The organism is Pseudomonas sp. HR96 (genome assembly GCF_034059295.1).
Taxonomy (GTDB): domain Bacteria; phylum Pseudomonadota; class Gammaproteobacteria; order Pseudomonadales; family Pseudomonadaceae; genus Aquipseudomonas.
Genome location: NZ_CP139141.1, coordinates 123,996 through 148,099 on the forward strand (window position 1 = coordinate 123,996; position 24,104 = coordinate 148,099).

Sequence of the window (24,104 nt, forward strand, 5' to 3'; positions counted from 1 at the left end):
CGTTGGGTGAATGCCGGAGCTGCCAGGCTTCTGCGACCTTTGCAGCGGATCGTTGCGCGGAGTGTCGGGGCATTCGCTCATGCGAGTAGCTGATGAAACACTGCTTCGAGGGCTTTCGTTAGCGCTAACACTGCAAGTATCATCAAGCCGTGCATAGATCGTCAAATACTCAAAAATTTGCTGGTTATATCTTTTATCACCAGTCGCCAAGCCTTCAGGAGTCTTGCCCTTGAGCAGCAGCAAAGCACCCCCGCGCAAACGCCGCTCGGCCGGGCGCACCACCCTGACGGCAGTGGCCGCCCACGTCGGCGTGTCGACCATGATGATCTCCCGATATTTCAACCAGCCCGATCAGGTATCACCCGAGCATCGGCAGAAAATTGCTGCCGCAGTGGCCGAACTGGGCTATGTGCCCAACCTGGTGGCTGGCGGCCTGGCCTCGGCGCGGGGGCGCATCGTCGGCATGGTGGTGCCGAACATCTCCGGGCCGATCTTCGCCCACACCTTGCAGGCCTTCAGCGACACCCTCGGCGAATATGGCTACCAGACCTTGCTGGCCTCCAGCTATTTCGATACGGCCAAGGAAGAGAGCGCCGTGCGCGCCTTCCTGGGCTGGTCGCCGGCAGCCCTGGTAGTCACCAGCCGCTTCCACAGCGCGGCCACCGAGAAAATGCTCGCCCAGGCGGATATCCCATTGATCGAAACCTGGGATTACCAACCCGAGCGCGAGCCGATCCAGATCGGTTTCTCGCATCATCAGGTCGGTATGCAGAGCGCTCGGTATCTGCTCGACAGAGGCCATCGCCGCATCGCCTACGTGCTCAACAGCGCCCCGGGTGACCTCAGCGCCGTGGAGCGCTGCGACGGCTATCGCGCGGTTCTCGCCGAGCTCGGCCTGGCGCCCCAGGTGTACACCCCGGACGCCAGCCTGGCCCCGTTCGAGGCGGGCAAGGCGGCAATGCACTGGCTGATGAACAGCGCCGAGCCGCCCCAGGCGATCATCTTCGCCAACGACAACCTGGCCGCCGGCGGCCTGCTGGCCGGGCAACGGGCCGGGCTGCGGATCCCCGAGGACTGCGCGGTGCTGGGGTTCGGCGACTTTCCCTTCGCGCAAATGCTCCTGCCGAGCCTGAGCACCTTCAAACCGCCGGCCCGGGAGATCGGCGAGTTGGCAGCGCTGAGGGTGCTGGAGAGCCTGGGAGTGGTGCACATAGAGGGGGAGGTGCAGCGCTTGAATCTGTTGCAGTGTGAATTGCGGGTGCGGGAGAGTGGCTGAGGGCACAGTTCACACCGTGGGAGGGGGCGAAGACCCCGAGAGGCCGTCAGGCCGGTTTGATCTTCCTGGCACCTGACGACATGTTCAATATGGATTGAATTACAAAACCTCAATACCAGCGCTTCTCACCCTCGGGCCGTTTCTTGAAGCGCTTCATGCTCCACATGTACTGGCTCGGATAGGCTCGCACGTAACGTTCGATCACGCCGCTCATGGCGGCGACCGAGGTGGCGGTGTCGGTGCTGTACATGGCTTCGGGGGCCGCTTCGAGGATGACTCGGTAGCCTGAGCCGTCGGGCAGGCGCAGGGCATGCAGGAACACGCCCACGGCCTTGCCGCCGGCAAGCATGTTGGGCACGAACTTGCTGGTCAGTGCGGTGGTGCCGAGGAAGGGCACGAAGACCCCGGCCGATTCTGCCGGCTCGGGGTCGGCGGGGATGCCCACCTGGCCGCCCTTGCGCACTTCCTTGATGATGCTGAGGATGCCTTCCTTGGTCGATGCGGCCACCCGGTTGCCCAGCTGCACGCGCTGCTTGCGCAACAGGTCGTCGACTGCCTTGAGCTTGGGTGGGCGGTAGAAGATGATCGGTTTGCACTGGTTGCAATAGAAGTGATTGAGCACTTCCCAGTTGCCCAGGTGGCTGGTGATGCCGACCACACCCTTGCCCGAGGCCAGTGCCTGGTGCAGCACTTCCAGGCCCTGCACCTCGCGCACCAGGTCGAGGGAGCGCTGGGCCGGCCAGATCCACGCACAGGCGCTCTCGGTGAACGAGCGACCAATGTCCATCAGCGATTGCCCGGTGAGGCGTTGCAGCGCCGCTTCGTCCAGCTCCGGAAAGCACTTGCCGAGGTTGATCCGAACGATCTCCCGGGAACGGTTCGGCAGCTTCCACATCAGCCAGCCGATGGCGCCGCCCACCCCTTGCACGGCCCGCCAGGGCAGCAGGGCGAACAACCGCAATGCGCCGACCATCAGCGCGCCTTTGAACTTATCCACAGAGAATTCCTTGTTGGCCCAAGCCGGCCATTGTAACCGTCACGGCCGCAATGCAGCATAGCGATCGCAGTCGCGAGTGTGGTCCATGACCATGCCCGAGGCCTGCATGAAGGCGTAGCAGATGGTCGGCCCGACGAAGGTGAAGCCGGCCTTCTGCAACGCCTTGCTCATGGCCTGGGCCTCGGCGGTGACGGCAGGCACCTGGCTGCGATCGGCAAAGTCGTTGACCTTGGGTTGCCCGCCCACGAACGACCAGAGAAAACCCACCGGGTCGTCGAGCTTGAGCCAGGCCTGAGCGTTGCGCCGCGCAGCGTTGAGTTTGAGGCGGTTGCGCACAATGCCAGGGTCCTGCATGAGCTGTTCGAGATACTCATCGCTCATCGCCGCCAGCGCCTGCGGGTCGAAAGCGAACAGCACTTGGCGATAGCGCTCGCGTTTCCTGAGGATGGTGAACCACGACAAACCGGCCTGGAACCCTTCGAGCACAAGCAACTCGAACAACGCGTCCGCCTCGCGCAGCGGCACGCCCCATTCCTTGTCGTGGTAGTCCTGGTAGAGGGGGTCTTGAGTGCACCAAAAGCAGCGAGGCATAGGGCTCCATGGGTAGAGGCGCCGCGGAATCGCGGTATACTCCCGCTCTTTATATTCGCAGCCCCAGATACAGGTGAATTTCGTGAGCCAGCCTACGCCAGCCGTGCGTACCTTCCAAGACTTGATCCTCGCCCTGCAGCAATACTGGGCCGAGCAAGGTTGCGTGGTACTTCAGCCCTACGATATGGAAGTAGGCGCCGGCACTTTCCACACCGCTACTTTCCTGCGCGCCGTCGGCCCGGAAACCTGGAACGCCGCCTACGTGCAGCCCAGCCGTCGTCCGGCTGACGGCCGCTACGGCGAGAACCCCAACCGTCTGCAGCATTACTATCAGTTTCAAGTGGTGCTCAAGCCCAACCCGGAAAACTTCCAGGAGCTGTACCTGGGCTCGCTCAAGCGCATCGGCCTGGACCCGCTGGTCCACGACATCCGCTTCGTCGAAGACAACTGGGAATCGCCTACCCTGGGCGCCTGGGGCCTGGGTTGGGAGATATGGCTCAACGGCATGGAAGTGACGCAATTCACCTACTTCCAGCAGGTCGGCGGTATCGAGTGCTACCCGGTCACCGGCGAGATCACCTACGGCCTGGAGCGCCTGGCCATGTACCTGCAGGGCGTGGACTCGGTGTACGACCTGGTCTGGACCGACGGCCCGTTCGGCAAGGTCACCTACGGTGACGTGTTCCACCAGAACGAGGTGGAGCAGTCGACCTACAACTTCGAACACGCCAACGTCGACAAGCTGTTCGAGCTGTTCGATTTCTACGAAAGCGAAGCCAACCGCCTGATCGAGCTGGAGCTGCCGCTGCCGACCTATGAAATGGTCCTCAAGGCTTCGCACACCTTCAACCTGCTGGACGCCCGCCGGGCCATCTCGGTGACCGCGCGCCAGCAGTACATCCTGCGCGTGCGCGCCCTGGCGCGCGCCGTCGCACAAAGTTATCTACAGGCCCGCGCCAAGCTGGGCTTCCCAATGGCGGCCCCTGATCTGCGTGATGAAGTGTTGGCCAAGCTGGAGGCGGCACAATGAGTGCGCAAGATTTCCTGGTTGAACTGGGCACCGAAGAGCTGCCTCCCAAGGCGCTGAACAGCCTCGGCGAAGCCTTCCTGGCCGGCATTGAAAAAGGCCTGCAGGCCGCCGGCCTGAACTTCACCACCAAGCGCTACTTTGCCGCGCCACGCCGCCTGGCCGTGCTGATCACCTCGCTGGACACCCAGCAGCCGGACCGCAGCATCAACCTCGACGGCCCGCCAGTACAGGCCGCGTTCGATGCCGAAGGCAAACCGACCCAGGCCGCCCTCGGCTTTGCCAAGAAGTGCGGGGTTGACCTCAGCGAGATCGACCAGAGCGGCCCCAAGCTGCGCTACAGCCAGAGCATCAAGGGCAAGCCGACCGCCAGCCTGCTGCCGACCATCGTCGAGGATTCGCTCAACGACCTGCCGATCCCCAAGCGCATGCGCTGGGGCTCGCGCAAGGTCGAGTTCGTGCGCCCGACCCAATGGCTGGTCATGCTGCTGGGCGATCAGGTGGTCGACTGCACCATCCTCGCCCAGAACGCCGGCCGTGAATCGCGCGGTCACCGCTTCCACCACCCGGAAGCGGTGCGCATCAGCTCGCCAGCCAACTATCAGGAAGACCTGCGCAAGGCCTACGTGCTGGCCGACTTCGAGGAGCGCCGGCTGCTGATCAGCAAGCGCATCGCGGAGCTTGCGCTGCAACAGGAAGGCACCGCGATCGTGCCGGCCAACCTGCTCGACGAAGTGACCGCGCTGGTCGAGTGGCCGGTGCCGCTGGTGTGCTCGTTCGAGGAACGTTTTCTGGAAGTGCCGCAGGAAGCGCTGATCACCACCATGCAGGACAACCAGAAGTATTTCTGCCTGCTGGACGCCGAGGGCAAGCTGCTGCCGCGCTTCATCACTGTGGCCAACGTCGAGAGCAAGGACCCCAGCCAGATCGTCCAGGGCAACGAGAAAGTCGTGCGCCCACGCCTGACCGACGCCGAATTCTTCTTCAAGCAGGACAAGAAGCAGCCACTGGAAAGCTTCAACGAGCGCCTGAAGAACGTGGTGTTCCAGGAAAAACTCGGCAGCGTCTACGACAAGGCCGTGCGCGTTTCGCGCCTGGCCGCGTTCATCGCCCCGCGCATCGGCGGCGACGCCCAGCGTGCGGCGCGTGCCGGCCTGCTGTCCAAGTGCGACCTGGCCACCGAGATGGTCGGCGAGTTCCCCGAGATGCAAGGCGTGGCCGGCTACTACTACGCAGTCAACGACGGTGAGGCCCAAGACGTCGCCCTGGCCCTCAACGAGCAGTACATGCCGCGCGGCGCCGGCGCCGAACTGCCGACCTCGCTGACCGGCGCGGCAGTGGCCATCGCCGACAAGCTCGACACCCTGGTCGGGATCTTCGGTATCGGCATGCTGCCGACCGGCAGCCGTGACCCCTATGCCCTGCGCCGCGCGGCACTGGGTGTACTGCGGATTCTGATCGAGAAGGGCCTGGACCTCGACCTGACCCAGGCCGTGGCCTTCGCTGTGTCCGAGTTCGGCACCCAGGTCAAGGCTCCAGGCCTGGCCGACCAGGTGCTGGAGTTCATCTTCGACCGCCTGCGCGCCCGTTACGAAGACGAGGGCACCGACGTCGCCACCTACCTCTCGGTGCGCGCCCTCAAGCCGGGCTCGGCGCTCGACTTCGACCAGCGCGTGCAGGCCGTGCAGGCCTTCCGCAGGCTGCCTGAAGCTTCGGCCCTGGCCGCGGTGAACAAGCGCGTGTCGAACCTGCTGAGCAAGGCCGATGGCCAGGTGGCACACACCGTGGAGCCGAAGTACTTCGACAACGCCAACGAGTTCTCGCTGTATTCGGCGATCCAGCAGGCCGACCAGGCCGTGCAGCCGCTGGCTGCCGAACGCCGTTACGCCGAGACCCTGGCCCGCCTGGCTGCCTTGCGCGAGCCGGTCGATGCCTTCTTCGAGGCGGTGATGGTCAATGCCGAGGACGCCAAGGTGCGCGCCAACCGCTACGCGCTGCTGGCGCGCCTGCGCGGCCTGTTCCTCGGCGTCGCCGACATCTCGTTGCTGGGGTAAGCCTTGAAGCTGCTGATACTGGACCGCGACGGGGTCATCAACGAAGACTCCGACGCCTACATCAAGTCGGTGCAGGAATGGATTCCCATCCCCGGCTCGGTCGCCGCTATCGCAGCGTTGAGCCGTGCTGGCTGGACGGTGGCCGTGGCCACCAACCAGTCCGGCATTGCCCGCGGTTACTACGACCTGGCCACCCTTGACGCCATGCACCAACGCCTGCGCGCGCTGGTGGCGGCCGAGGGCGGCGAGGTCGGCCTGATCGTCTACTGCCCGCATGGCCCGGATGCCGCCTGCGACTGCCGCAAACCCAAGCCGGGAATGCTGCAGACCATCGCCCGGCATTACGCCTGCGGATTGGCGGGTGTATGGTTTGTCGGCGATAGTCTGGGTGACCTGGAGGCCGCCGTGGCCGTCGACTGTCAGCCCGTTCTGGTAAAAACCGGAAAGGGCCCGCGTACCCTGGGCAAGACTCTGCCCGCCGGTACATTGATTTTCGAGGACCTGGCAGCCATCGCCAGAGAACTTATCCACAATTAGGACGTTCTGTCCGTCATGGTAAAAGCCACTATGTCGACCCTGCAGGCCCTCAGGATTTTTTTCTTTTACCTGCTCCTGGGCACCAGCTCCTTGCTCTGGTGCACCCTGAGCTTTTTTATCGCGCCCTTTCTCAGCTTTCCAGCGCGCTATCGGTTCATCAACGTCTACTGGTGCCGCTGCGCGCTGTGGCTGACCCGCCACATCCTCAACATTCAGGTCAAGATCACCGGCGCCGAACATGTGCCCAGTCAGCCTTGCGTGATCCTGTCCAACCACCAGAGCACGTGGGAGACCTTTTTCCTCTCGGCGTACTTCCAGCCGCTGAGCCAGGTACTGAAGAAAGAACTGCTGTACGTGCCGTTCTTCGGCTGGGCCATGGCCATGCTGCGGCCTATCGCCATTGATCGCGACAACCCCAAGGCTGCGTTGAAGGAAGTGGCTGCCAAGGGCGACCGGCTGCTCAAGGACGGCGTCTGGGTGCTGATCTTTCCCGAAGGCACCCGCGTGCCCTTCGGCCAGATCGGCAAGTTCACCCGCAGCGGCTCGGCGCTGGCGGTGAATGCCGAACTGCCGGTGCTGCCGATCGCCCACAACGCCGGCAAGTACTGGCCCAAGGAAGGCTGGGGCAAACGGGCAGGGGTGATTGAGGTCATCATCGGCGAGCCGATGTATGCCGAGGGAAGCGGGCCACGCGCTATCGCCGCTCTGAACGACCGCTACGCCAAGTGGAACGAGGACATGCAGCGCAGCATGGGCTCACTACCTGTAACGGCACATGTCGACACCGAAAGCGTGGCCTGATTCTGTGGATAACTTGTGTATTGTTTTTCCTGACGCTTCTTGAATACCTCCGTAAATATATGATTAACAAAGAGAATTTTTTTTGTTTTGAGCACCTTTAAAACGTGCATAAGTTTTTCAGGTTCACAAAAAACCGGCGCTTTCAGGCGCCGGTTTTTGTTGTCCGCATAATCTTCCTGGCTCCGCTTCACACCGTGTCCAGATCCACCTGACGGGTTTCCTTCAGGCACAGCAGCCCGACGATCAGGCTGCCCCCGGTGACCAGCACCGGGTACCAGAGCCCATAGAAGATATCGCCGGTATACACCACCAGTGCGAACGACACCGTCGGCAGGAAACCGCCAAACCAGCCGTTGCCAATGTGGTAAGGCAGCGACATCGAGGTGTAGCGGATGCGGGTCGGGAACAGCTCGACCATCACCGCCGCCAGTGGACCATAGGTCATGGTGGCAATAAGGATCAGGGCGAAGATCACCGCGACCACCATCGGCTGGTTGACGCTCGCCGGGTCAGCCTTGGTCGGGTAGCCCGCCTGAGCCACGGCTGCGCGCAGTGCCGACTCGTCGTAGCCGGTAATCTTCGTCTCACCGACGCTGACCACCACATCGCTACCAGCGACCTGGGAGGCCGAGCTGTAAGGGACGCCCTGCTTGACCAGCAGGGTCTTGACCTTGTCGCAGGGGCTGTCGAATTTGGCTTTGCCTACCGGGTCGAACTGGAAGGTGCAGGCCTTGGGATCGGCCATCACCACAACGGGCGCCTGGCTGCTGGCCTGGGAGATCTGCGGGTTGGCGTAGTGGCTCAGCGCCTTGAACAGCGGAAAGTAGAACACCGTGGCCAGCAGCAGCCCGGCCATGATGATCGGCTTGCGGCCAATGCGATCGGACAACCAGCCGAAGAACACGAAGAACGGCGCGCCGAGCACCACGCTGATGATCAGCAAGGTATTGGCCTGAGCCGGGTCCATCTTGAGGATCTGGGTGAGGAAGAACAGCACGTAGAACTGCGCGGTATAGAAGGTCACCGCCTGGCCACCATTGATGCTGAACAGCGCAATCAGCACGATCTTGAGGTTTTCCCAGTTGCCAAACGACTCGCGGATCGGCGACTTGCTGACCTTGCCCTGGGCCTTCATCTTCACGAAGGACGGCGACTCGTGCAGGCTCATGCGAATCCAGGTGGAGATCGCCAGCAGCACGATCGACAACAGAAATGGAATGCGCCAACCCCAGACTTCGAACTGATCACCGGTCAAATAGCGCGTGGCCAACACCACCAGCAGCGACAGCAGCAGCCCCAGGGTTGCGGTGGACTGAATCCAGCCGGTATGGGCGCCACGCTTGTCCGCTGGCGCATGTTCAGCCACGTAGGTGGCCGCGCCGCCGTACTCACCACCGAGTGCCAGGCCCTGCAGCATGCGCAGGCAGATAAGGATCACCGGCGCTGCGAGGCCGATGCTGGCATAGGTTGGCAGTAGCCCAACGCCGAAGGTGGACAGCCCCATCAGCACGATGGTCATGAGGAAGGTGTATTTGCGGCCGATCATGTCGCCCAGCCGGCCGAATACCAGCGCGCCGAACGGGCGCACCAGAAAGCCTGCGGCAAAGGCCATCAGCGCGAAGATAAACGCCGTGGTGTCGTTGACCCCAGCGAAGAACTGCTTGCTGATCACGGCAGCCAAGGCGCCGTACAAGAAAAAGTCATACCACTCGAACACCGTCCCGAGGGATGACGCGAAGATGATCTTGCGGTCTTCCTTGGCGGAAGACCCCAGGGTAACAGGGGAGTGCGGATGGATCACGTCGGTCATCGCTGTAGTCCTTGGGCCCTGCGGGCACAGTGATTATTGTTGTTGTTCCACTGTCGGCCGTGCCTGACTGCCTGCACGGCCCCTTGCTTGCTCTGTCCTGTCCTGCGCCCTGACGTCTCCTCAGGCTGCGGGCAGGGCCGGCTCGCGGGCCGGTGCCTGCTCCCTGCTCGACGCCGGCGCCAGGCTGTCACGAATGAACTGCGCGGCCATCTCGCCAATCATCAAGGTCGGCGAACAGGTGTTGCCCGAGGTGATGGTGGGCATGATCGAGGCGTCTGCCACGCGCAGGCCGTCGATACCGTGCACCCGCAGCCGCGCGTCCACCACCGCCAGCCCATCGCTGCCCATGCGGCAGGTGCCTACCGGGTGGAAGATCGTGGTACCGATACGCCCGGCGGCTTCGCGCAGCTGCTCTTCGGTTTGCATGGCGTCCCCCGGCAGATACTCCACGGGCGAGAACTGCTGCAGGGCTGGAGCGGAAAGAATCTTGCGGGTGATACGGATCGACTGTGCAGCGATGCGCAGGTCCTCCGGATCGCTCAGGTAGTTGGGGTCGATGATGGGCGGCTGGTCAGGATCTGCCGAGCGGATGTCCACACGTCCGCGGCTGCGCGGACGCAGGTTGCACACCGAGGCGGTGAAGGCCGGAAAGCGGTGCAGAGGCTCGCCGAACTTGTCCAGGGACAGCGGCTGCACATGGTATTCGAGATTGGCGCTGGCCTGCTCCGGCTCGGACCTGACGAACGCTCCCAGTTGGCTGGGCGCCATTGCCAAAGGTCCGCTGCGATCATAGAGGTAGCGCACGCCCATGCCGAACTTGCCCCACAGGCTGTTGGCGACGACATTCAAGGTGCGCGTATTGGTGACCTGATAGATCAGCCGCAGCTGCAGGTGGTCCTGCAAATTGCCTCCGACCCCCGCCAGCTCGTGCTCGACGGTGATCCCAAGGCGCTCCAGCAGGGGCCTTGGGCCTATGCCGCTGCGCTGAAGGATACTCGGCGAACCAATGGCCCCAGCGCACAGAATGATCTCCCGGTGTGCCTGGAATTCCCGCTCCTGGCCCTGCCAACGACCCTTGACCGCCACCGCGCGCTTGTTCTGCAACAGCACCCGGTCGACCCGCACATCGGTGAGCACGGTGAGGTTGGCGCGATGCAGCACCGGCTTGAGAAACGCCTTGGCCGAGTTCCAGCGCACTCCGGCACGCTGGTTGACCTGAAAGTAGCCGCAGCCTTCGTTGTCGCCGCCGTTGAAGTCATCCACCGAGGCGATGCCACTCTGCGCCGCAGCGTCACGAAAGGCGTCGAGGATCGGCCAGCGATACCGCTGCAACTCGACCCGCCATTCGCCATCGCCTCCGTGCACCTCGCCGTTGCCGGAAAAGTGCAGCTGGCTACGCTTGAACATCGGCAGTACCTGCTTCCAACCCCAGCCAGGGTTGCCCATGGCTTCCCAACCGTCGTAGTCGGCAGCCTGGCCGCGCATATAGATCATGCCATTGATCGACGAGCAGCCGCCCAGCACCTTGCCGCGCGGGTAGTTGAGGCTGCGGCCTTGCAGGGCGGGTTGTGATTCAGTCTTGAAGCACCAGTCGGTGCGGGGGTTGCCGATGCAGTAGAGGTAACCGACCGGGATGTGAATCCAGGCATAGTTGTCGCGGCCACCGGCTTCGAGCAACAGCACGCGTACAGCGGGGTCCGTGGACAGGCGGTTGGCCAGCAGGCAGCCGGCGGGCCCGGCACCGACGATGACGTAGTCGTAGGGAGAGGATTCGCAGGGTTGAGCGGAGGACATGGAGCACCTCGCGTCTATTTATTATTTTTGTCCTGCAGACATGGTAGTGCCAATTGGCGCGAGGAGGAGGGGTGTTTTTACTTGTGGGGTGTGCGTTTTTGCAGACTTGGATTGCATAAAGCAGAAACCCCAGCGGTAGGCTGGGGTTTCTGCTGGCAACGCGGACCGTTCGACCGTCAGAAGTCGAGGTTCGACACCGCCAACGCATTGCTTTCGATGAACTCGCGACGCGGTTCGACTGCATCACCCATCAAGGTGTTGAAGATCTGGTCGGCGCCGATGGCGTCCTCGATGGTCACCTTGAGCATGCGCCGCACGGCCGGGTCCATAGTGGTTTCCCACAGCTGGTCGGGGTTCATTTCGCCCAGCCCCTTGTAGCGCTGAATGGTGTGGCGCTTGGTGCTTTCAGCCATCAGCCAGTCCAGCGCTTCCTTGAACTCGACCACGGCCTTCTTGCGCTCGCCACGCTTGATGTAGGCGCCTTCGTCGAGCAGGCTGGTCAGTTGCGCGCCCAGGGCAGTCACGGTCTTGTAGTCATTGCTGCCGAAGAAGTCGCGGTTGAAGGTCACGTAGCTCGCCAGGCCGTGGGAGGTGATTTCCACTTCTGGCAGCCACACATTGCGCTCGCGGTCTTCACGCAGGCTGGCCTTGTACACCAGGCCGGACTTCTCGGTGTTGCGCAGGCGAGCGTCGAACTTCTCCAGCCAGCCCTGCATCACGGCGTGGTCCGACAGCTGCTCGAGGGACACGGCCGGCAGGTACACGAAGTGCTCGGTGAGCTCCTGCGGGTACAGGCGCGACAGGCGCTTGAGGGTTTTCATGACCATGCGGAAGTCATTCACCAAGCGCTCGAGCGCCTCACCGGAGATGCCCGGGGCCGACTCGTTGAGGTGCAGGCTGGCATCTTCGAGGGCCGACTGAGTCATGTATTCTTCCATGGCCTCGTCGTCCTTGATGTACTGCTCCTGCTTGCCTTTCTTGACCTTGTACAGCGGCGGCTGGGCGATGTAGATGTAGCCGCGCTCGATCAGCTCAGGCAGCTGGCGGAAGAAGAAGGTCAGCAGCAAGGTACGGATGTGCGAACCGTCGACGTCAGCATCGGTCATGATGATGATGTTGTGGTAGCGCAGCTTGTCGATGTTGTATTCCTCACGACCGATGCCGCAACCCAGCGCGGTGATCAGCGTGCCGACTTCCTGGGAGGAAATCATCTTGTCGAAGCGCGCCTTCTCGACGTTGAGGATCTTGCCCTTGAGCGGCAGGATCGCCTGCGTGCGGCGGTTGCGACCTTGCTTGGCCGAACCGCCGGCGGAGTCACCTTCCACCAGGTACAGTTCGGAGAGGGCAGGGTCCTTTTCCTGGCAGTCGGCCAGTTTGCCCGGCAGGCCGGCGATGTCCAGTGCGCCTTTGCGGCGAGTCATCTCGCGTGCCTTGCGCGCGGCTTCGCGGGCACGGGCGGCGTCGATCATCTTGCCGACAACGGCCTTGGCTTCGTTTGGGTTTTCCAGCAGGAAGTCGGAGAAATATTTGCCCATCTCCTGTTCCACGGCGGTTTTCACTTCCGAGGACACCAGCTTGTCCTTGGTCTGCGAGCTGAACTTAGGATCAGGCACCTTCACCGAAATAATCGCGGTGAGGCCTTCGCGGGCGTCGTCACCAGTGGTCGCGACCTTGTGTTTCTTGGCCAGACCTTCCTGCTCGATGTAGGTGTTGAGGTTACGCGTCAGAGCCGAGCGGAAGCCCACCAGGTGCGTACCACCATCGCGCTGTGGAATATTGTTGGTGAAGCACAGCAGGTTTTCGTTGAAGCTGTCGTTCCACTGCAGGGCGATTTCCACACCCACGCCATCGTCGCGCTGGACGTTGAAGTGGAACACTTCGTTCACCGGCGTCTTGTTGGTGTTCAGGTATTCGACGAATGCGCGCAGGCCGCCTTCGTATTTGAACAGCTCTTCCTTGCCCGAGCGTTCGTCCTTGAGCAGGATGCCGACGCCGGAGTTAAGGAACGACAGTTCACGAATCCGCTTGGCCAGGATGTCCCAGCTGAAGTGGATGTTCTTGAAGGTGTCGGCCGATGGCTTGAAGTGGATCTGCGTACCGGTATGGTCGCTTTCGCCGATGATGGCCATGGGTGCCTGGGGCACGCCGTGCACGTAGGTCTGTTCCCACAGTTTGCCGCTGCGGCGAACGGTCAGCACCAGCGACTCGGAGAGCGCGTTGACCACCGAGACACCCACGCCGTGCAGGCCGCCAGAAACCTTGTAGGAGTTGTCGTCGAACTTACCGCCAGCGTGCAGCACGGTCATGATGACCTCGGCTGCGGAAACGCCTTCTTCCTTGTGCACGTCGACCGGAATACCACGGCCGTTGTCCCGAACGGTGATGGATTCATCCGGGTGGATAACGATGGTGATGTCGTCGCAATGACCGGCCAAGGCTTCGTCGATGGAGTTGTCGACTACCTCGAACACCATGTGGTGCAAGCCGCTACCATCGTCGGTGTCGCCAATGTACATACCGGGACGTTTGCGTACGGCATCCAGCCCTTTCAGCACCTTGATGCTGGAAGAATCGTACGTTTGATTTTCGCTCATGCCTTCACTCCCGATGGTCGTGGGTCTGGGTAATACGCCCTTGTTCCACGTGGAACAAGGCGACCGGCGTTTCCGTCTGCCAGCATTCCCGCAACAATTCATGATCTACACAGGTGATGAATACCTGGCAGCGTAATTCTTCCAATAAACGGCAAAGAGATCGGCGATGCTGTTCGTCCAGCTCGGACGGTAGGTCGTCGACCAGGTAGATACACTGGCCACGCTTTGCCTGGCTGACCAGATGGCCCTGGGCAATTCTCAGGGCACAGACCACCAGCTTCTGCTGGCCGCGAGAGAGGATGTCAGCGGCGTTGTTGGCGCCCATGCGCAGGCGCAAATCGGCACGCTGGGGGCCGGCTTGCGTGTGGCCCATCTGCTGATCTCGGAGCAACGACGACGCGAGCACTTCAGAAAGCTCGCGGTCCTTGTCCCAACCTCGGTAATAGCTGAGGGTCAAACCCTCCAACTGCACCAACTCGCTGAGCGTCTGCTCGAACACCGGCTTCAACGCCTTGATGTACGCGCGACGAAACTCATCGATCTCTGCACTGGCCAGGGTGAGTTCCCGATCCCATGCCGCTTGTGAAGCGACGTCCAGTGTACCATGCCGCAGCCATGAGTTCCGCTGCTTGAGGGCCTTCTGCAGGCGCTGCCAGGTGGCCATGAAGCGAGGTTCCACGTGGAACACGCCCCAGTCAAGGAACTGCCTGCGTACCTTGGGCGCCCCTTCGAGCAAGCGGAAACTGTCTGGGTTGATCAACTGCAACGGCAGTATTTCAGCCAGCTGAGCCGCACTGCGAGCGTTTTGCCCGTCAATGCGGATGGTGAACTCGCTTTGCCGGTCCCGGGAAACGCCCAGGCTGCTGTGACCGCCTTCGGCCAGTTCCACTTGGCCGAACACGGTGCACGCCGGCTGCTCGTACTGGATCACCGGCAACAGCCGGGCGCTGCGAAACGAGCGCGCGAGGCCGAGCAGGTGCACGGCCTCCAGCACACTGGTTTTACCGCTGCCGTTGGCGCCGTAGAGGATGTTGATACGGGGAGAAGGTGAGAAGGTCACCGGGTGCAGGTTACGCACCGCGGTGACGGCAACACGACTGAGGGACATCGAGACTCTGCTGGTCGGTTACAGACGCATCGGCATGACGACGTAGGCCGAATCGTCGTTATCCGACTCCTGGACCAGGGCGCTGCTGTTGGAATCGGATAGAATCAGGCGCACCTGCTCGGTGGTCATCACACCCAGCACGTCGAGCAGATAGCTGACGTTGAAGCCGATCTCGAGATCGCCGCCGTTGTACTCGACGCCAATCTCTTCTTCGGCTTCTTCCTGCTCCGGGTTGTTCGCCTGAATCTTCAGCTGGCCAGCGGCCAATTGCAGGCGGATACCACGGTACTTCTCGTTGGACAGGATCGCGGTACGGCTGAATGCCTCGCGCAGCGCCTGGCGATCACCAAGCACCAACTTGTCACCGCCCTTGGGCAGCACGCGCTCGTAGTCGGGGAACTTGCCGTCGACGAGCTTGGAGGTGAAGGTGAATTCGCCGGTGGTGGCACGGATGTGGTGCTGACCCAGGACAATGCTGACCAGGCCATCCGGCTCGGTGAGCAAACGAGCAAGTTCGAGAATACCCTTGCGTGGCACGATGACCTGGTGGCGATCCGGCTGACCAATGTCGGCCTGCATCGAGCACATGGCCAGGCGATGACCGTCAGTGGCCACAGCGCGCATGATCCCGGCCGAAACTTCCAGCAGCATGCCGTTGAGGTAGTAGCGCACGTCCTGCTGTGCCATGGCAAAGCTGGTACGCTCGATCAGGCGACGCAGCTTGCTTTGCGCCAGGCTGCAGGTCAGCGACCCCGGACCTTCTTCGACGGTGGGGAAATCATTGGCGGGCAGGGTCGACAAGGTAAAGCGACTGCGACCGGCCTTGACCACCAGCTTGGCGTCATCGACCTTGATGTCGATCAGCGCGTCATTGGGCAGGCTCTTGCAGATGTCCATCAGCTTGCGCGCAGGCACCGTAATTTCACCGGGCTCGGCGGCGTCTTCCAGTTGAACGCGGCCTACCAGCTCGACTTCCAGGTCGGTGCCGGTGAGGGAAAGTTGCTGGCCTTCAACCACCAGCAGGACGTTGGACAACACCGGCAGGGTCTGGCGGCGCTCGACGACGCCGGCGACCAGCTGCAGTGGTTTCAACAGGGCTTCGCGTTGAATGGTGAAATGCATGGTCTAGTCCCTTGCCTTGATAAGCTGCATCGACATCATCAGGTGGTCAACGTACGCAGCAGGTTCTTGTAGTCCTCGCGGATATCCGCATCGGATTCTTTCAATTCATTGATCTTTCGGCAGGCGTGCAAAACAGTCGTATGGTCGCGGCCACCGAACACATCGCCGATTTCCGGCAAGCTGTGGTTAGTGAGCTCCTTGGACAACGCCATGGCAACCTGCCGCGGACGAGCGACCGAGCGCGAACGGCGCTTGGACAGCAGATCGGAGATCTTGATTTTGTAGTACTCGGCCACGGTGCGCTGGATGTTATCCACACTCACCAACTTGTCCTGCAGGGCCAGCAGATCCTTGAGCGACTCGCGAATCAGCTCGATGGTGATATCGCGACCCATGAAGTGCGAGTGGGCGATGACTCGCTTCAGCGCGCCTTCCAGTTCACGCACGTTGGAACGAATGCGCTGGGCGATGAAAAATGCCGCGTCGTGGGGCAGCTCGACTTTCGCCTGGTCGGCCTTTTTCATCAAGATGGCGACCCGGGTTTCCAGTTCCGGCGGCTCCACGGCCACCGTCAAGCCCCAGCCGAAGCGAGACTTGAGGCGCTCCTCGAGCCCTTCGATTTCCTTGGGGTAGCGGTCACTGGTGAGGATGACCTGCTGGCCGCCTTCGAGTAGCGCGTTGAAGGTGTGGAAAAACTCCTCCTGGGAACGCTCTTTGCGGGCGAAGAACTGGATGTCGTCGATCAGCAACGCATCCACCGAGCGGTAGAAACGCTTGAACTCGTTGATGGCGTTCAACTGCAGCGCCTTGACCATATCGGCCACGAAGCGCTCGGAATGCAGGTACACCACCTTGGCGTTCGGATTCTTCTTTAATAGATGGTTACCCACAGCGTGCATCAAGTGGGTTTTACCCAGACCGACGCCGCCATACAGGAACAGCGGGTTGTAGCCGTGCTTGGGGTTGTCGGCGACCTGCCAGGCCGCAGCGCGTGCCAGCTGGTTGGACTTGCCCTCGACGAAGTTCTCGAAGGTAAAGGTGCGGTTGAGATAGCTGGTGTGCTTGAGCGCACCTTCGACCTGCACGTTGCGCTGCTCAGCCCGCACAGGGGCTGGCTGCGAGCTGGCCCCGGCCATGGAATCGAAGCTGTCGCGCGACGGCTCATCCTGCGCCGGGGCCTGGCTGGGCGTGGCGGTGGCGCTGCTCGGGTTGATGGCCGGCTCGGCCACAGGTGCCGGGGCTGGCGCGGCCACCTGCAATTGCGAGGCTGCCGCCGCTGCAGCCAACGGCGCATTGGGCGCAGCACGAGGCGCGGAGCTGCGCCGGCTGCCAATCAACAAGGACAGCGCCGGGGCCAGGCCGCCGCCGTGCTCGCCCAGCAGTTCCAGCAACCGGCTCAGGTATTTCTCGTTGACCCAATCCAGGACGAACCGGTTAGGTGCATAGACACGCAACTCGTCGCCTTCGGCTTCGACCTGTAGCGGACGGATCCAGGTGTTGAATTGCTGGGCAGGCAGTTCATCGCGCAGGAGTTCCACGCACTGCTGCCAAAGTTCCACTGACACGGAGTTCCCCTGATATTGGAAGCCGGGATATTGAAAGCCGGGACGTTGAAGACCGGAGGGCAAAAACAGCGCCCATTGTAACGGCGCTTGCCCTACTTATCCACATGAAGAGCGCCCGCCAGAGGTGGAAAAAGCGCCGTTTTTGGTTTTCTCGGCACTTCCCAGGCTGGGGATAAGCCCTGTGGATAAACCGCCGTGAGACTTCTGCACAACTGGGGGTCAAAGCCTGTGCATAACTAGCCTGTTGATAACTACCCATTCCATACACAGGTTTTCCGAGGGCTCCACACAGCCGCAGCACGGCTTCTGGACAAGCTACCGATCCTCTGTACATCACGTGGAATAAGGGGTTGAGCAGCTTATCCACAGAAAGGTCGTCGCTTAAGATCTATAAGCTCTACAAAAAAGCTTTAAAAAAGGATCTTCCTTAATTTTATGTTGAGCCCTGGCGTCAGCGGTACTCCAAGACAAAAAATGGACACGTCTGTCAGCAGGGTTAAACAGACGGACGGTCAACCCGCGTCAAAGTAATAGGTGGCTGGAAATTGACCTGCGGCTTTGCATTCACTAGAATCGCCGGTCTCTTAAAACGGGGGCCATTCCGGCCCGTTGTGGACGAACCAGGTAACACGCCATGAAACGTACTTTCCAACCCAGCACCATCAAGCGCGCTCGCACCCACGGTTTCCGTGCTCGCATGGCCACCAAGAACGGCCGTACCGTCCTGTCGCGTCGTCGCGCCAAGGGCCGTAAGCGTCTGGCAGTTTGATCATTCGGCACAGGGGGTGAGTCAGGACTTCAGTCGGGAAAAGCGTCTACTGACCGCCCGGCACTTCAAAGCAGTCTTTGACTCCCCATCCGGCAAGGTTCCAGGGAAAAACCTGCTGCTCCTTGCGCGCGAAAACGGTCTCGATCATCCCCGTCTCGGGCTGGTCATCGGGAAAAAAAGCGTAAAGCTTGCCGTTCAGCGCAATCGTCTGAAACGCCTGATGCGTGACTCGTTTCGGCTTCACCAGGACATTCTGGTGGGTTGGGATATCGTCATTGTCGCGCGCAAGGGTTTGGGCGACGTTGAAAATCCGGAGTTGCACCAGCATTTTGGCAAACTCTGGAAACGCCTCGCACGCAGTCGGCCCGTTCCGACGGCCAATGCCGTACCTGAAGGGGTAGACCGCCAAGATGCGTAAGCTGGTCATCGTTCCGATCCAGTTCTATCGCTACGCCATCAGCCCACTGATGGCCGATCGCTGTCGTTTTTACCCGTCCTGCTCCTGCTACGCGTTGGAAGCCATCGAACATCATGGCATTCTGCGCGGCGGCTGGCTGACCCTGCGTCGCATCGGTCGTTGCCATCCATGGAATGCCGGTGGCTACGATCCGGTTCCGACAGCCCCATCACCCAGTATTTCTTCGATAGCCGAGTAATCATGGATATTAAACGCACGATCCTGATCGTCGCCCTGGCAATCGTGGCCTACGTCATGGTCCTGAAATGGAACCAGGACTACGGTCAGGCAGCCTTGCCGACTCAGAATGTGGCCAGCAATTCCTCGTCCTCCGCGGACGTCCCGGGCAGCAACTCCGCCACGCCGGCCAACGCCGACATTCCCAGCGTCAATGCCGAGCCCAATGCCGCCGCCGTGCCAGCACCGGCCGCCGTCAGCAAGGACCTGATCCGGGTCAAGACCGACGTGATCGACCTGGCTATCGACCCTGTCGGTGGTGACATCGTGCAGCTGACGCTGCCCGAATACCCGCGCCGCCAGGATCATCCGGATGTGCCATTCCAGCTGTTCGACAACGGTGGCGAGCGCACTTATGTGGCGCAAAGCGGCCTGATCGGCAGCAATGGCCCGGATTCGCGCAGCACCGGCCGCCCTCTGTTCAGCTCCGCGCAGAAGAACTACCAGCTCAGCGATGGTCAGGACCAATTGGTCGTCGACCTGAAGTTCAGCGATGCCGGCGTCAACTACATCAAGCGTTTCAGCTTCAAGCGTGGCGAGTACGACCTGGTCGTTTCCTACCTGATCGACAACCAGAGCGCCCAGCCGTGGTCGGGCAACCTGTTCGCCCAGCTCAAGCGTGATGCCAGTGCCGATCCATCGGCCAGCACCGCCACCAGCACCGCCACCTACCTGGGTGCGGCGATGTGGACCAGTTCCGAGCCGTACAAGAAAGTGTCCATGAAGGATATGGACAAGGGCAACGTCAAGGACACCGTGCAAGGTGGCTGGGTTGCCTGGCTGCAGCACTACTTCGTGACCGCGTGGATCCCGGCGAGCACCGACAGCAACACTGTGTCGACCCGCAAGGACAGCCATGGTGACTACATCATCGGCTACACCGGCCCGACACTGACCGCCGCGCCAGGTGCCAAGGTCGAAACCAGCAGCACCCTGTACGCCGGGCCGAAGATCCAGGACAAGCTCAAGGCTTTGTCGCCGGGTCTGGAGTTGACCGTCGACTACGGCATTCTCTGGTTCATCGCCCAACCGATCTTCTGGCTGCTCAAGCACATTCACGCGATCCTCGGTAACTGGGGCTTCTCGATCATCTGCCTGACCATCCTGATCAAGTTGCTATTCTTCCCATTGTCGGCTGCCAGCTACAAGTCGATGGCGCGTATGCGTGCCGTGGCGCCAAAACTGGCGATCCTCAAGGAACAACACGGCGATGACCGGCAGAAAATGTCGCAGGCGATGATGGAGCTGTACAAGAAGGAGAAGATCAACCCGCTGGGTGGCTGCCTGCCGATCGTGGTGCAGATGCCGGTCTTCCTGTCGCTGTACTGGGTGCTGCTGGAAAGCGTGGAAATGCGCCAGGCACCGTGGCTGCTGTGGATCACCGACCTGTCGATCAAGGACCCGTTCTTCATCCTGCCGATCATCATGGGCGCGACCATGTTCATCCAGCAGCGTCTGAACCCGACTCCGCCGGATCCGATGCAGGCCAAGGTGATGAAGCTGATGCCGATCGTGTTCACCTTCTTCTTCCTGTGGTTCCCTGCAGGTCTGGTGATGTACTGGGTGACCAACAACACCTTGTCGATCCTGCAGCAGTGGTACATCACTCGCAGCATCGAAAAGGCCAACGCGAACAAAGCCGCCGCCTGATCCGCACCGCCAAGCCTGTGAACAAGACGCCCCCTCGTGGGGCGTTTTGCTTGCTGATGTTTCATACTGCCCAATCCCAGCCGAGGACTTGCCATGACCCCCGTTCGCGACACCATCGCTGCAATCGCCACCGCCCAGGGACGTGGCGGCGTCGGTATCGTTCGCCTGTCCGGGCCGTTGGCCAGCCAGGCAGCCATAGCGATCGCCGGTCGTGAGTTGAAGCCGCGGCATGCCCACTACGGCGCGATGAAAGCGGCGGATGGCAGTGTCCTCGATGAGGGATTGGCGCTGTACTTCCCCGGGCCGCATTCCTTTACCGGCGAAGATGTCCTCGAATTGCAGGGGCATGGTGGGCCGGTGGTGCTCGACATGCTGCTGCAGCGTTGCGTCGAGCTGGGCTGCCGACTGGCGCGCCCCGGGGAATTCAGCGAACGGGCCTTTCTCAACGACAAGCTCGACCTGGCCCAGGCCGAAGCCATCGCCGACCTGATCGAAGCCAGTTCTGCACAGGCGGCGCGCAATGCCCTGCGCTCCCTGCAGGGGGCGTTTTCCCACCGTGTGCATAACTTGACCGAGCAGTTGATCGGCCTGCGCATCTACGTTGAGGCCGCTATCGACTTCCCCGAGGAAGAAATCGACTTCCTGGCCGACGGCAAGGTGTTGAGCATGCTTGACCAGGTCCGCGCAGACTTATCCACAGTGCAGCGCGAAGCCGGGCAGGGCGCCTTGCTGCGCGATGGCATGACGGTGGTCATTGCCGGCCGGCCCAACGCAGGCAAATCCAGCCTGCTCAACCTGCTGGCCGGGCGCGAAGCGGCGATCGTCACTGATGTCGCCGGGACTACACGGGACGTCCTGCGTGAACATATCCACATCGACGGCATGCCGTTGCACGTGGTCGACACTGCAGGCTTGCGTGATACCGAGGATCAGGTGGAGAAAATCGGCGTCGAACGCGCCTTGAAAGCCATCGAAGAAGCCGATCGGGTGCTGCTGGTGGTCGATGCCAGCGCCCCCGAGGCTGCTGACCCCTTCGCCTTGTGGCCAGAGTTTCTCGAGCAACGCCCGGCGCCGGGCAAAGTCACGCTGATTCGCAACAAGGCCGACCTCACGGGGGAACCCGTCAGCCTGCTGCAGAGCAGCGACGGCCATGTGACCATCAGCCTCAGCGCCAAGGCAGCGGGCGATGGCCTGGAGCTGCTGCGCGAGCATCTGAAGGAGTGCATGGGTTATCAACAGACCGCAGAAAGCAGTTTCAGCGCCCGACGTCGGCATCTTGATGCGCTTGAGCGAGCCTGTGCATATCTTCAGCATGGCCGCGATCAGCTGACATTGGCCGGGGCAGGCGAGCTGCTCGCCGAGGATTTGCGCATGGCGCAGCAGGCACTGGGGGAAATCACCGGGGCGTTCAGCTCTGATGATCTACTGGGACGGATTTTCTCGAGTTTTTGTATCGGGAAGTGACTAGGAATTCGCCGCTCCGGCAGCGAAGTTATGCACAGTCCAGTAAAAATTCGAATGCAGTGCCAGGTTTATCCACATCCACCAGGCAAATCTCGCTGCCGTGCAACTGCAGCATCCGCTGCACAATCACCAACCCCAGCCCGCCGCTGTCTGTGGATGAAACCCGGCGCAGGGCGGTAAGGCGGGTGAACAGACCCTCGCGCAGTTGCTGGGGAATGCCCGCGCCGTTATCGCTGACCCGCACGCTCACCTTGTCGCCGGTACGGCGCAATTGCAGGCCAATGTCTGTCCCCGCAGGATTATGCCGGATGGCATTGTCGAGCAGATTGGTCAACACCCGCTCGATCATGCCCAGATCACCGCGCACGGCTGGCAAGCCTTCAGAGATATCCACAAGCAGCCTCTGCTGACGCGATTCACTGGCCAGCTCGAATTTTTGCAATACGTCCTGAATCAGGTCCGCCAAGGAAAAATCTTCGGACTCGGGTTGCACCAGCCCCGATTCCAAGCGCGCCAGTTCGAACAATTCCTGGGCCAGGCGGCCGACCTTGCGGCTCTGCCCGAGGGCTACGTCCAGGTAATGCCGGCGCTCCTCGCCTGTGAGTAACTGGTCCTTGAGGCGCAGGGTTTCCAGATAGCCATGCAACGAGGTCAATGGCGTGCGCAGGTCATGGGAGATGTTGGCCAGCATGTCGCGACGCTGCTGGTCCTGGCGGGTCAACTCGGCCCACTGCTCGGCGATGCGCAGGCGCATCTGCGCGAAGGCGCTGCGCAGGGTGGCGATTTCGTCCCCACGCTGGCGTTCGTGAACCGCCGCGCTCACCGGCTGGCCATCGGCGCCCAGAGCGCGCACTTCTGCGGTCAAGCCGCGCAGGGGCCGGGTAATCAGGCGAAAGGCAATCAGGCCCATGACCAGGCTGAACGCCGCCATCAGCCCCATGGCCCATAGCGTCGGCTGCAACAGGGAGTGGCTGGAGAGGTGGGCCGCCAGCGCGTCACGGTCCTGCCCCTGGAGGATGACGTAGACGAAGCCGCCGTCGTGACCGTTGACCTGCACCGGCGCCGCGCTGAAGACCTTTTGCCCGGACAGGCTGCGCGGATCGTCGCCGAGTATCGGTAGCGATCCGCCCTCGAGCAGGCGGCGGATGGGCGCGAGGTCGACCTGCTGGCGCTTGATTCGCCCTTCGGGCGCGGCGTTGCCCACGACCTGGCCATCCCTGGACAGCAAATAGACCTCCACCGCCGGGTTGACGGCCATCAACTGGTTGAACAAGGCATGCACGGCGTCCGGGCGCCAGCCGGCGCTGTCCATCAACTGCGAGGTATTGGCGATGTGCCCGGCCAGGCCGGCCGACAAAGCCTGCACCGTGACCTGGTCGTGGCGGTTGCTGGCGTCGACCTGCAGCCACACCGAAACGCCACTGCAGGCCAGGAGCAGCACCGCGAACACCGCCGACAGGCGCTGGCTAAGGGTAAATGGTTTCAAGCGTCTGCCTCCGCGGCCATGGCGGTGAATTTGTAGCCCCGGCCCCACACCGTCAGGATGCGCCGCGGCGCGGCCGGGTCGTCTTCGATCTTGGTGCGCAGGCGGTTGATATGGGTATTGACCGTGTGTTCATAGCCGTCGTGTTGATAACCCCAGACCTCGTTGAGCAGGTCCATGCGCGAGAACACCTGATCGGGGTGGCGTGCGAAGAAATACAGCAGGTCGAATTCGCGCGGGGTCAGCCCCAGCGGCTTGCCCAGCAGGCTGGCCTCGCGCGCCAGCGGATCGATGGCCAGGCCGTTGATCGCCAAATGCCCGGCGTCCATCCGGGCACTGCGCGCCAGCGCATCGGTACGCCGCAACAGCGCCCGTACCCGAGCCACCAGTTCCAGCATCGAGAAGGGCTTGGCCAGGTAATCGTCGGCTCCCAGTTCCAGCCCAAGAATACGGTGCACCTCGCTGGAGCGGGCACTGGTGATGATGATCGGCGTGTACTGGGCCATGGCCCGGGCCCGCTTGCAGATCTCCAGGCCATCGACGCCGGGCAGCATCAGGTCCAGCACCAGCGCGTCCCAATGACCCTGCTCGAGCAGGCGCACGCCTTCGTTGCCATCGGCGGCATGCTCGACCGCATAGCCTTCATCGCGCAGGTGCAGGCGCAGCAGTTCAGCGATGTGGGCGTCATCTTCGACGATAAGTACGCGTTTGAGCCGATCCATCAAGGGTATCCCGGGGCTGATCGTTGTCCGCCATTGTCGCTAATCC

The 24,104-nt window shown here is 61.9% G+C and carries 20 protein-coding genes; 10 read left to right on the forward strand and 10 right to left on the reverse strand.

Annotated features, from left to right (window positions below):
* The first annotated feature begins 229 nt into the window (after nucleotides 1-229).
* On the forward strand, nucleotides 230-1,276 hold the full coding sequence (locus SFA35_RS00590) for a LacI family DNA-binding transcriptional regulator (protein ID WP_320574072.1): 1,047 nt from the start codon (nucleotides 230-232) through the stop codon (nucleotides 1,274-1,276).
* Between the two features lie 109 nt (nucleotides 1,277-1,385).
* Here SFA35_RS00590 and SFA35_RS00595 read toward each other — a convergent pair whose 3' ends face one another.
* Nucleotides 1,386-2,273, reverse strand: coding sequence for a lysophospholipid acyltransferase (locus SFA35_RS00595; protein ID WP_320574074.1), 888 nt, complete (start codon nucleotides 2,271-2,273; stop codon nucleotides 1,386-1,388).
* A 39-nt stretch (nucleotides 2,274-2,312) separates the two neighbouring features.
* A complete protein-coding gene (locus SFA35_RS00600; RefSeq protein ID WP_320574076.1) occupies nucleotides 2,313-2,864 on the reverse strand; it encodes a DNA-3-methyladenine glycosylase I in 552 nt (183 codons plus the stop codon).
* Between the two features lie 82 nt (nucleotides 2,865-2,946).
* Between SFA35_RS00600 and glyQ the strand changes: the two genes are divergently transcribed.
* Genes glyQ through SFA35_RS00620 form a run of 4 tightly spaced genes read left to right on the forward strand, consistent with a single transcriptional unit; the run spans nucleotide 2,947 to nucleotide 7,283 of the window.
* Complete coding sequence (gene glyQ / locus SFA35_RS00605) at nucleotides 2,947-3,894, forward strand: glycine--tRNA ligase subunit alpha (protein ID WP_320574078.1); 948 nt, start codon at nucleotides 2,947-2,949, stop codon at nucleotides 3,892-3,894.
* Nucleotides 3,891-5,945, forward strand: a complete 2,055-nt coding sequence (gene glyS / locus SFA35_RS00610; RefSeq protein ID WP_320574080.1) for a glycine--tRNA ligase subunit beta — start codon at nucleotides 3,891-3,893, stop codon at nucleotides 5,943-5,945. The genes glyQ and glyS overlap by 4 nt, the downstream gene beginning before the upstream one ends.
* 3 nt (nucleotides 5,946-5,948) lie before the next feature.
* Entirely contained in the window at nucleotides 5,949-6,482 is a 534-nt protein-coding gene (gene gmhB / locus SFA35_RS00615) for a D-glycero-beta-D-manno-heptose 1,7-bisphosphate 7-phosphatase (protein WP_320574082.1), read from the forward strand.
* 30 nt (nucleotides 6,483-6,512) lie between these two features.
* Nucleotides 6,513-7,283 carry a lysophospholipid acyltransferase family protein gene (locus SFA35_RS00620; RefSeq protein WP_320579232.1) on the forward strand — a complete coding sequence of 257 codons (771 nt, stop codon included), beginning with the start codon at nucleotides 6,513-6,515 and terminating at the stop codon, nucleotides 7,281-7,283.
* A 187-nt stretch (nucleotides 7,284-7,470) separates the two neighbouring features.
* Here the strand turns inward: SFA35_RS00620 and SFA35_RS00625 are convergent, their stop codons facing one another.
* The 6 genes from SFA35_RS00625 to dnaA all read right to left on the reverse strand — a co-directional run bounded on the left by SFA35_RS00625 (nucleotide 7,471) and on the right by dnaA (nucleotide 17,276).
* The gene (locus SFA35_RS00625; RefSeq protein WP_320574084.1) at nucleotides 7,471-9,093 is read right to left on the reverse strand and encodes an MFS transporter; all 1,623 of its coding nucleotides are present in this window, start codon (nucleotides 9,091-9,093) and stop codon (nucleotides 7,471-7,473) included.
* 120 nt (nucleotides 9,094-9,213) lie between these two features.
* On the reverse strand, nucleotides 9,214-10,887 hold the full coding sequence (locus tag SFA35_RS00630) for a GMC family oxidoreductase (RefSeq protein ID WP_320574086.1): 1,674 nt from the start codon (nucleotides 10,885-10,887) through the stop codon (nucleotides 9,214-9,216).
* A 176-nt stretch (nucleotides 10,888-11,063) separates the two neighbouring features.
* Entirely contained in the window at nucleotides 11,064-13,481 is a 2,418-nt protein-coding gene (gyrB, locus tag SFA35_RS00635) for a DNA topoisomerase (ATP-hydrolyzing) subunit B (protein WP_320574088.1), read from the reverse strand.
* Nucleotides 13,482-13,485: 4 nt separating this feature from the next.
* Entirely contained in the window at nucleotides 13,486-14,589 is a 1,104-nt protein-coding gene (gene recF, locus SFA35_RS00640) for a DNA replication/repair protein RecF (protein ID WP_320574090.1), read from the reverse strand.
* Between the two features lie 18 nt (nucleotides 14,590-14,607).
* On the reverse strand, nucleotides 14,608-15,711 hold the full coding sequence (gene dnaN / locus SFA35_RS00645) for a DNA polymerase III subunit beta (RefSeq protein WP_320574092.1): 1,104 nt from the start codon (nucleotides 15,709-15,711) through the stop codon (nucleotides 14,608-14,610).
* Nucleotides 15,712-15,749: 38 nt separating this feature from the next.
* The gene (dnaA, locus tag SFA35_RS00650) at nucleotides 15,750-17,276 is read right to left on the reverse strand and encodes a chromosomal replication initiator protein DnaA (protein WP_320574098.1); all 1,527 of its coding nucleotides are present in this window, start codon (nucleotides 17,274-17,276) and stop codon (nucleotides 15,750-15,752) included.
* A gap of 634 nt (nucleotides 17,277-17,910) precedes the next feature.
* Here dnaA and rpmH point away from each other — a divergent pair.
* The 5 genes from rpmH (at nucleotide 17,911) to mnmE (ending at nucleotide 21,853) form a co-directional block, all read left to right on the forward strand.
* Entirely contained in the window at nucleotides 17,911-18,045 is a 135-nt protein-coding gene (gene rpmH, locus SFA35_RS00655) for a 50S ribosomal protein L34 (RefSeq protein WP_043192020.1), read from the forward strand.
* Nucleotides 18,046-18,061: 16 nt separating this feature from the next.
* Nucleotides 18,062-18,463 (forward strand): ribonuclease P protein component, encoded by a 402-nt coding sequence (rnpA, locus tag SFA35_RS00660; protein ID WP_320574115.1) that lies wholly within the window; start codon nucleotides 18,062-18,064, stop codon nucleotides 18,461-18,463.
* Nucleotides 18,456-18,701 (forward strand): membrane protein insertion efficiency factor YidD, encoded by a 246-nt coding sequence (yidD, locus tag SFA35_RS00665; protein ID WP_320574116.1) that lies wholly within the window; start codon nucleotides 18,456-18,458, stop codon nucleotides 18,699-18,701. Before rnpA ends, yidD begins: the two co-directional genes overlap by 8 nt.
* Before the next feature lie 2 nt (nucleotides 18,702-18,703).
* Nucleotides 18,704-20,389, forward strand: coding sequence for a membrane protein insertase YidC (gene yidC, locus SFA35_RS00670; RefSeq protein ID WP_320574119.1), 1,686 nt, complete (start codon nucleotides 18,704-18,706; stop codon nucleotides 20,387-20,389).
* Between the two features lie 93 nt (nucleotides 20,390-20,482).
* Complete coding sequence (gene mnmE, locus SFA35_RS00675; protein ID WP_320574121.1) at nucleotides 20,483-21,853, forward strand: tRNA uridine-5-carboxymethylaminomethyl(34) synthesis GTPase MnmE; 1,371 nt, start codon at nucleotides 20,483-20,485, stop codon at nucleotides 21,851-21,853.
* A gap of 28 nt (nucleotides 21,854-21,881) precedes the next feature.
* Here mnmE and SFA35_RS00680 read toward each other — a convergent pair whose 3' ends face one another.
* Both SFA35_RS00680 and SFA35_RS00685 read right to left on the reverse strand, forming a co-directional pair.
* The gene (locus SFA35_RS00680; protein ID WP_320574123.1) at nucleotides 21,882-23,339 is read right to left on the reverse strand and encodes a HAMP domain-containing sensor histidine kinase; all 1,458 of its coding nucleotides are present in this window, start codon (nucleotides 23,337-23,339) and stop codon (nucleotides 21,882-21,884) included.
* The gene (locus tag SFA35_RS00685) at nucleotides 23,336-24,058 is read right to left on the reverse strand and encodes a response regulator transcription factor (protein ID WP_320574124.1); all 723 of its coding nucleotides are present in this window, start codon (nucleotides 24,056-24,058) and stop codon (nucleotides 23,336-23,338) included. Before SFA35_RS00685 ends, SFA35_RS00680 begins: the two co-directional genes overlap by 4 nt.
* Nucleotides 24,059-24,104: the final 46 nt, after the last annotated feature.

Coding starts and splice junctions, on each gene's coding strand:
- SFA35_RS00600 (WP_320574076.1), bottom strand. CDS start 2,864: ATGCCTCGCTGCTTTTGGTGCACTCAAGACCCCCTCTACCAGGACTAC.
- glyS (WP_320574080.1), top strand. CDS start 3,891: ATGAGTGCGCAAGATTTCCTGGTTGAACTGGGCACCGAAGAGCTGCCT.
- SFA35_RS00620 (WP_320579232.1), top strand. CDS start 6,513: ATGTCGACCCTGCAGGCCCTCAGGATTTTTTTCTTTTACCTGCTCCTG.
- SFA35_RS00625 (WP_320574084.1), bottom strand. CDS start 9,093: ATGACCGACGTGATCCATCCGCACTCCCCTGTTACCCTGGGGTCTTCC.
- SFA35_RS00630 (WP_320574086.1), bottom strand. CDS start 10,887: ATGTCCTCCGCTCAACCCTGCGAATCCTCTCCCTACGACTACGTCATC.
- gyrB (WP_320574088.1), bottom strand. CDS start 13,481: ATGAGCGAAAATCAAACGTACGATTCTTCCAGCATCAAGGTGCTGAAA.
- recF (WP_320574090.1), bottom strand. CDS start 14,589: ATGTCCCTCAGTCGTGTTGCCGTCACCGCGGTGCGTAACCTGCACCCG.
- dnaN (WP_320574092.1), bottom strand. CDS start 15,711: ATGCATTTCACCATTCAACGCGAAGCCCTGTTGAAACCACTGCAGCTG.
- rpmH (WP_043192020.1), top strand. CDS start 17,911: ATGAAACGTACTTTCCAACCCAGCACCATCAAGCGCGCTCGCACCCAC.
- yidD (WP_320574116.1), top strand. CDS start 18,456: ATGCGTAAGCTGGTCATCGTTCCGATCCAGTTCTATCGCTACGCCATC.
- yidC (WP_320574119.1), top strand. CDS start 18,704: ATGGATATTAAACGCACGATCCTGATCGTCGCCCTGGCAATCGTGGCC.
- mnmE (WP_320574121.1), top strand. CDS start 20,483: ATGACCCCCGTTCGCGACACCATCGCTGCAATCGCCACCGCCCAGGGA.
- SFA35_RS00685 (WP_320574124.1), bottom strand. CDS start 24,058: ATGGATCGGCTCAAACGCGTACTTATCGTCGAAGATGACGCCCACATC.